Origin of the sequence: Microlunatus ginsengisoli, from assembly GCF_039537205.1 — a bacterium.
GTDB classification, from domain to species: domain Bacteria; phylum Actinomycetota; class Actinomycetes; order Propionibacteriales; family Propionibacteriaceae; genus Microlunatus; species Microlunatus ginsengisoli.
Genome location: NZ_BAABAB010000019.1, coordinates 21,682 through 28,807, shown reverse-complemented (window position 1 = coordinate 28,807; position 7,126 = coordinate 21,682). Strand labels below are relative to the sequence as shown.

The following is a 7,126-nucleotide window of genomic DNA, read 5'->3' as shown; positions in this document are numbered from 1 at the left end:
CACGTCCGCTGCCACGGCCTGGCCCCGAGCATCGGCTCGGGGCCAGGCCCGCGCACGAGTTCAAATGACCGGCCGCCGGCGTGCGGCGCTCCCCGTTCCGGGCGCCCTCATCGCCGTCCGGTCCCTGTCGCGGCCGGCGGCCGGTTTACAGCGTAAATCCAACGCGTTGCAGATGGCAATCATCGAGGAGCCGATGATCCGGATCGGTGCTCCGATCGTGGTGGTCCGCGGCGCGGTGGAGGTTACCCGGTTCCCGAGGTGTGGTGATGAAACGAAAGTGTCGCAAGTGCGGTCAATGGATCAGGTTGCTCCCGGTGGCGATGGATCTGGACACCGGTATCGAGGTAGCGCGGTGGTGCTCGCCGACCATTCCGATGGCGGTCTGTTCGCTCGCGGATCAGAGCACGGGCTCCCGGCACGTCCCTGAACTCGTGACCTAGCCTCCGGCCCGGTTGATCCGGTGGTCGATCACGATCCCGGCGCAGAGAGGACAATGGGCGGGTGGCCCCTAACGCCGACGACGCGAAGGCCGACGACGCGAAGGCCGACGACGCGAGCGCGGAGCGCGCAGCGCTGGTCGAACGTGCTGCCGCGGCGGCCCACCGTGCCCGGTTGGCCGGCCAGCGGGCCGATGAGTTGCGCGACCGGCGCCGGCGGTTGGAGGCCGACCTGCCCGTGACCGAAGACGACATCGTCGCGGCGCAGGATGCGGCTCGGGAAGAGGCCCGCCGCAGCAAGGAAACGCATCGCCGGACGGCCGAGGCCCATCGACGCGCCGCGCAGGCTCATCTGGATGCCGCACTCGCCCTCGATGCCTCCGGACACCACGACCGCGCCGAATTCCATCGCCAAGCGGCTCTCCGGGATCAGGCTGACGCGGCGGAGGAATCGACCAAGGCTGGTGACACTCGCGAGGCGTGAGCGCGCGTGATCCCTGCGGACGGTGCGTCCCGCCGATCGCCCCACCACCTGATTGGGCGCACTCGTCCACGCTCGGCGACCGGTCAGGCGGTTACCCACTCGGCGCGTGGATAGCGCCCGAACCGACCTGCCCGCGTCGACACCTGATGATCGAATCCAGTCCAGGCGTGTGCAACGTCGGCGACAGGGTATGGGCCCCCGGCAGAGGATGAACAGCGAACGGAGGCTATGGGTGTCCGACCCCACGACAGACGACGTACTGGAGCCGGAGTTCGACGAAGGGCTTCCGCATTCTCGCACCCAGCACGGCGGAATGCCGCCCCAGTCCGATGACGACCTGGAAGCCGCGGTCGAGCGCGACCGGGTCGCCGCGGGACTGGAGGACTACGCGCCGGTCGACGTCCCGCCGGCAACCGATCCTCCTCCGGATGATGCGGCCGAGGTAGTCGACCGGGCTCAGCGCGGCCTATTGGGTGACACCAGCGCCCCTCAGTCGGACTCAACGGACCCGAATAGTCGCGACCGGTCCTAGTGTCGCGTGTGCTCGGACCGCTGAGCGCTTCGCTGACGGTGCCACCGGTCAAGCTGGGACGATGCCATCGCAGGCGTACCCCGAACAAGGGCAGTCAACCGATGATGTCCAGGCTGTCGAGCAGATGGACGAACGTCTCGGCAAAGGGATGGTCGGCGGTCTCCGCGCGGACTCGCTGCCAGTCGATCTGTTCGCGAACGGCACGCGCATAGGGAAGCAACGCGCCGAAGTCGCAATACTGCTCGCTCAGCGACAGCAGCTTGGTGATCATCACGACTGTCGGTTCGAGCACACGAATCCGGATGCCGAGCACGTCGTGCTCCTCGGCCCCGTCCAGGCAGGCCGACTCCACCGGCGCCCCCAGCAGCCGGTGCAGGACGTCGACCAGCACACCCTGCCGCCACGCCTTGAACAGCCAGTCTTCGGGGGGACGCTCGATCTCGAAGCCGGCAGCGGCGAGAGCCTCCGCCGCGTCTTCCACCGACGCTTCGGGCACCACCAGATCGACGTCGTGACTTCCCTCCGGTCCGCCGAAGACCCACAGCGCATAGCTGCCGGCCAGTGCGAACGGAACCTCGGCCGCCTTGAGGGCGGAGGCCGAATGCCGCAGTGCCTCGCGCATGAGATCGCGGCCGACCTCGATCGAGGACGCGGGGTCGGTCCCGCTGCTTGGTCGTTGGGTCACCTGGCGCCGTCCCGACGTGCGTTGTCTGCGCCGGTGATGGATATCCCCTTCGTATGCGGCTGGTGACGTTCAACATCTTGCACGGTAGGTCGGTCGACGACGATGTGGTCGACCTCGATCGGCTGGCGGCTGCCGTGAAGTCTTTGGATGCCGACATCCTTGCACTGCAGGAGGTGGACCGGGATCAACCGCGTTCCCATCTGGCCGATCTCACCGCGGTCGCGGCGGAGGCCATGGGTGCTCGCTCGCATCGGTTCGTGGCGGCGCTGGCCGGTACCCCCGGTGCGACCTGGATGGCCGCGACGGAGGACGACGTGCCGGGCACGGCGGCGTATGGCGTCGCGTTGCTGTCTCGCTACCCGGCGAAGAGCTGGCAGAGTCTCCGGCTGCCTCGGATCGGGTTCAAGTTTCCGATGTACCTCCCCGGCCCCCGCAAGCTGATCATGGTGCACGAGGAACCGCGGACGGCGGTGATCGGCCACCTGGACAGCCCGATCGGCCCGTTGATCGTGGTGAACACTCACCTGTCCTACGTACCCGGTTGGGGTCGGTTGCAACTGCGTCGCCTCTGCCGCGACCTCGCGGCGCTGCACGGACCGCTGCTGTTGATGGGTGATCTCAACATGAACGCGCCGAGGCCGGGAGAGATCACCGGTTTCCGAAGTCTGGCAGCCGAATCCACCTTCCCGCTGGACGGACCGAGTGAGCAGCTCGACCACATCCTGCTCCGTGGCGACATCGGCATCGTGCTCGACGCCCGAGCCGTACGGCTCCAGCTGTCCGACCACCGAGCCCTCGTCGTCGACATCGCCGACGCGACGGCCGATTCGTGACCTCGCGATCCGGAGAGGACGGGTGGCGTCGGGCCGATGTCGTCAGCGCGACATGAACACCCCGGAACTGGGTAAGACGGCTGGGTCAGCAGAGCGGGCGTTCCGGAACCCCGCCGCGTCGATCGAGGAGGACCCGATGGGCAAGACGACCGCGAAACTGGCGTACCGACCGGTCGGCCTGGTGAGCAGCGTGGTCGCCGGTGCCGCCGCCGCGGGGCTGTTCAAGGCACTGTGGGGAGCCGTGGGGCGGGGCAAGGCTCCCGATGCGCTGCAGTCGAAGGCCTCCATCGGCGAGATCCTGCTGGCCGCCACGCTGCAAGGGGCCATCTTCGCCGCGGTCAACGCCTTGGTGAACCGGCTGGGTGCTCGGGCTTTTCAGAAGGTCACCGGTTCCTGGCCCGGGAAGTAGAGCCGTCCGGTCCGGCTGACACACGCGGAAGGAGCGAGGTGTGGTGAAGCGGCGTCCCGCGGCGTTCGTGGCAGGCGCGTCTCGCGGCCTGGGCCTGCTGATCGCCCGTGAGCTCAGCCAACGGGGTTTCCGGGTGGTGATCGCGGCGCGCGACCCGGGCGAACTCGACCGCGCCGCCGCGCGGCTGGCCGAATCCGGTCATCAGGTCGTCACCGAGGCCTGTGACGTCGCCGACGCCGGGCAGGTGGCCGACGCCGTCGACCGGATCGAGCGCGACGTCGGGCCGATCGAGGTGATGATCTGCGTCGCCGGCATCATCCAGGTCGGGCCGCTGCGTTCGGTCACCCGCCAGCAGTTCAGTGATGCGATCGACGTCATGTTGTGGGGTCCGATCAACACCGCGCTGGCGGTTCTTCCCGGGATGCGAGACCGGGGATCCGGCAAGATCGGCGTGATCGCCTCGGTCGGCGGTCTGATCGCAGCGCCTCATCTCCTTCCCTACAGCACCGCCAAGTTCGGCGCCGTCGGCTTCGGTCGTGGACTGCGCTCCGAGCTGGCCGGCACAGGAGTGAGCGTGACCACGGTGACGCCCGGTCTGATGCGCACCGGCTCCCACGTCCGGGCCGAGTTCGCCGGCCGGTATCGCCAGGAGTACGCCTGGTTCGCGGCGGCCGCATCGATTCCCCTGCTCTCGATGGACGCCGAGCGCGCCGCCCGCCGGATCGTCGACGGCGTACTGGCTGGTCGTTCCGTGGTCGTGCTGACCCCCCTCGCCAAGATCGCTCCCCGGATCGATGCCTTGTTCCCCAGGTCGACCTCGGCGCTGCTCGGACTGACCGCGCGGCTGCTCCCGGACGCTCCCGATGCAGCGGCGAGCACCGGCACGGTGGAGGGCCAGCGGGCAGCTGCGCAGCTGGATCCGCTTCCGCGCCGGCTGCTCGATGCCGTGACCCGATGGGGCCTTCGCGCGGCTCGACGGTTCAACGAACGTCCCGATCGAATCGACGAAGGGAGCCTCGGGTGACTGGCCGTGTCGTGGCGGTGACCGGAGCGAGCGGTGGAGTAGGGCGAGCGACTGCGCTGGAGTTCGCGCGGCACGGCGACCGGGTCGCCCTGCTCGCCCGTGGCGTACGAGGGCTGGAGGGTGCCGCGCGGCAGGTGCGGGAGGCGGGTGGCACGGCCTTGATCGTGCCCACCGACATGGCCGAGACCGACCAGGTCGAGGCGGCGGTGCGCCGCATCGAGGAGGAACTCGGACCCATCGACGTGTGGGTGAATGTGGCATTCACCTCCGTCTTCGCTCGGTTCGAGGAGATCTCGGCCGCCGAGTTCAGGCATGCCACCGAGGTCAGCTACCTGGGATACGTCTATGCCACCATGGCGGTGCTGCAGCCCATGCGCCGCCGGAATGCCGGGACGATCGTGCAGGTCGGTTCGGCTCTCGCCTATCGCGGAATCCCTTTGCAGAGCGTGTATTGCGGGGCCAAGCACGCGATCCAGGGCTTCCACGAGTCGCTGCGTTGCGAGCTGCTGCACGAGAAGAGCCCGATCTCGGTGACCATGGTCCAGCTGCCGGCGCTGAACACCCCCCAGTTCTCCTGGGTGCTGTCCCGACTACCGGACCGGGCCCAACCCGTCCCGCCCATCTATCAGCCGGAGGTCGCGGCCCGGGCGATCAGGTTCGCTGCCGATCACCCCCGGCGCCGGGAGTACTGGGTGGGGTCCAGCACCGTGGCGACGCTCGTCGCGAACGCGCTCGTTCCCGGCGTCCTCGATCGCTACCTCGGCTGGAAGGGCGTCTCCTCCCAGCAGACGGGCGAGCCGAGAGATCCGGAGCAGCCGGCCAACCTGTGGGAACCGGCCGACGACGAGTCCGGCCGCGATTTCGGCACGCACGGCGATTTCGACTCTCGGGCGCGGTCGCGCAGCGTCCAGCAGTGGGTGGCCCATCGCTATCCGCAACTCGCCGTGGCGGCCGCGGCGACGATCGCGGGGTCCGCTGTCGTGGCGACGCGCGCCGCCGGTCGAGGTCGACGCTCGTGACCGCCGGGGAGCGGGCGGTGACCTCGACGCTTCGTTGGTATCAACAGGCGGTGATCTACTGCATCGACGTCCGGTCCTTCCAGGACTCCGACGGCGACGGCTGCGGAGATCTGCGCGGACTGATCAGCCGGCTGGATTATCTGGCGAGACTCGGCGTGACCTGTTTGTGGCTCAACCCGATCCACCCGAGCCCGTTGCGTGACGGCGGCTACGACGTGGCCGACTACTACGGCATCCACCCGGCGCTCGGCAGTCTGGGCGACTTCGCCGAGCTCTGCCGGCGCGCCGAGGAGCGCGGGCTGCGGATCCTGCTGGACCTCGTGGTCAATCACACCTCCGACCAGCACCCGTGGTTCGTCTCCGCACGGAGCGATCCGGACTCGCCGTTTCGCGACTGGTATGTGTGGAGCGAGACCGAGCCACCCGATCGCCGGCAAGGGATCGTGTTCCCCGGTGAACAAGATGCCACCTGGACCTTCGACGAGGAGGCCGGCGCCTGGTACTTCCATCGCTTCTACGAGTTCCAGCCCGACCTGAACTGGGCGAATCCAGAGGTTCGCCGCGAGATCGCCAAGGTGATGGCGTTCTGGCTCCAGCTGGGAGTGGCCGGATTTCGCGTCGACGGGGCACCCTTCGTGCTCGAGCTCACCCGACCGGGGGCCGATCCGGCCCCGAAAGACTTCGGGATCCTGGAGAGCTGGCGCCAGGAAACCCAGTGGCAGTCGGGAGACTCGGTGCTGCTCTGTGAGGCGAACGTTCCGCCGAGCGATGTGGCGTCCTATGTCGGCAGCCGTCCCGACGGGCCGGCCGACCGGGCCCAGCTGGTCTTCGACTTCCTGCTGAACCCCAAGGCCTGGTTGGCGCTCGCCCGCTCCGATGCCGAACCGCTGGTCGATGCGCTGACGAATGCGGTCCGGCTGCCGTCGGGTGGTCAGTGGGCCACGTTTCTGCGCAATCACGACGAGCTCGACCTGAGCACCCTGACCCAGGAGCAGCGTCAAGACGTCTTCCGCGTCTTCGCGCCGAGATCACGGATGCGGATCTACGGGCGTGGGATCCGCCGCCGGCTGGCGCCCATGCTGGACGGCGACCGTCGACGGATCGAGCTGGCGTACGCCCTCCAGTTCTCCCTGCCCGGCTGTCCGGTGATCCGCTATGGCGAAGAGATCGGGATGGGGGAGAACCTGGCGCTTCTGGATCGCGACGCCATCCGGACGCCGATGCAGTGGGACGGCACGCCGAACGCAGGCTTCTCCGCGGCCCGAGCCGACCGCCTGGTCCGGCCGGTGGCCATGCGTGGACGCTACGGGGCCTCGACGGTGAACGTGCGCGCCCAGAACCGGGACCCGGACTCGCTGCTGCGGTGGTTCGAGAACTTGATCCACACCTTGCGCACGACGCCGGAGATCGGCATCGGCCGGTGCAGTGTCGTCGACGTGCCGCTGCCGCGCGCGGTCCTGGCGCACCGCTTCGACGCGCCGACGGGGTCGGTGTTGTTGCTCCACAACCTCGCCGACTCCGAGCTGAGCGTCGACATCGGTCCGCTCGACGGAGCGGACGAACCGTTCGACCTGCTGGTCGACGGCCCGTATGACGCGCCCGGCCGCCAGCTGACCGGTCTCCGCCTGCACGGCTGGGGTTATCGGTGGATCCGGTTGTTCCGCACCGACCGGGTCTGAAGCGGTCCGGATCACCCGGGCGAC

General features: G+C 68.8%; 8 protein-coding genes. 7 read left to right on the top strand and 1 reads right to left on the bottom strand.

Annotation, left to right across the window (positions count from 1 at the left end; all coding sequences use genetic code 11):
- The first annotated feature begins 501 nt into the window (after window positions 1–501).
- Window positions 502–921, top strand: coding sequence for a hypothetical protein (locus ABD747_RS13970; RefSeq protein ID WP_344805512.1), 420 nt, complete (start codon window positions 502–504; stop codon window positions 919–921).
- Window positions 922–1,153: 232 nt separating this feature from the next.
- A complete protein-coding gene (locus ABD747_RS13965; RefSeq protein WP_344805510.1) occupies window positions 1,154–1,453 on the top strand; it encodes a hypothetical protein in 300 nt (99 codons plus the stop codon).
- A 94-nt stretch (window positions 1,454–1,547) separates the two neighbouring features.
- Here the strand turns inward: ABD747_RS13965 and ABD747_RS13960 are convergent, their stop codons facing one another.
- Window positions 1,548–2,138 carry a nucleotidyltransferase family protein gene (locus ABD747_RS13960; protein ID WP_344805508.1) on the bottom strand — a complete coding sequence of 197 codons (591 nt, stop codon included), beginning with the start codon at window positions 2,136–2,138 and terminating at the stop codon, window positions 1,548–1,550.
- Window positions 2,139–2,191: 53 nt separating this feature from the next.
- Between ABD747_RS13960 and ABD747_RS13955 the strand changes: the two genes are divergently transcribed.
- From ABD747_RS13955 to ABD747_RS13935, 5 genes are all read left to right on the top strand, one after another.
- Window positions 2,192–2,971, top strand: coding sequence for an endonuclease/exonuclease/phosphatase family protein (locus tag ABD747_RS13955; protein WP_344805506.1), 780 nt, complete (start codon window positions 2,192–2,194; stop codon window positions 2,969–2,971).
- A 136-nt stretch (window positions 2,972–3,107) separates the two neighbouring features.
- On the top strand, window positions 3,108–3,380 hold the full coding sequence (locus tag ABD747_RS13950; protein WP_344805504.1) for a DUF4235 domain-containing protein: 273 nt from the start codon (window positions 3,108–3,110) through the stop codon (window positions 3,378–3,380).
- Between the two features lie 40 nt (window positions 3,381–3,420).
- On the top strand, window positions 3,421–4,404 hold the full coding sequence (locus ABD747_RS13945) for an SDR family NAD(P)-dependent oxidoreductase (protein ID WP_344805502.1): 984 nt from the start codon (window positions 3,421–3,423) through the stop codon (window positions 4,402–4,404).
- Window positions 4,401–5,423 (top strand): SDR family oxidoreductase, encoded by a 1,023-nt coding sequence (locus tag ABD747_RS13940; protein WP_344805500.1) that lies wholly within the window; start codon window positions 4,401–4,403, stop codon window positions 5,421–5,423. Before ABD747_RS13945 ends, ABD747_RS13940 begins: the two co-directional genes overlap by 4 nt.
- On the top strand, window positions 5,420–7,102 hold the full coding sequence (locus tag ABD747_RS13935; RefSeq protein WP_344805498.1) for an alpha-amylase family protein: 1,683 nt from the start codon (window positions 5,420–5,422) through the stop codon (window positions 7,100–7,102). Before ABD747_RS13940 ends, ABD747_RS13935 begins: the two co-directional genes overlap by 4 nt.
- The last annotated feature ends 24 nt before the right edge of the window (window positions 7,103–7,126 follow it).

Coding starts and splice junctions, on each gene's coding strand:
- ABD747_RS13950 (WP_344805504.1), top strand. CDS start 3,108: ATGGGCAAGACGACCGCGAAACTGGCGTACCGACCGGTCGGCCTGGTG.
- ABD747_RS13955 (WP_344805506.1), top strand. CDS start 2,192: ATGCGGCTGGTGACGTTCAACATCTTGCACGGTAGGTCGGTCGACGAC.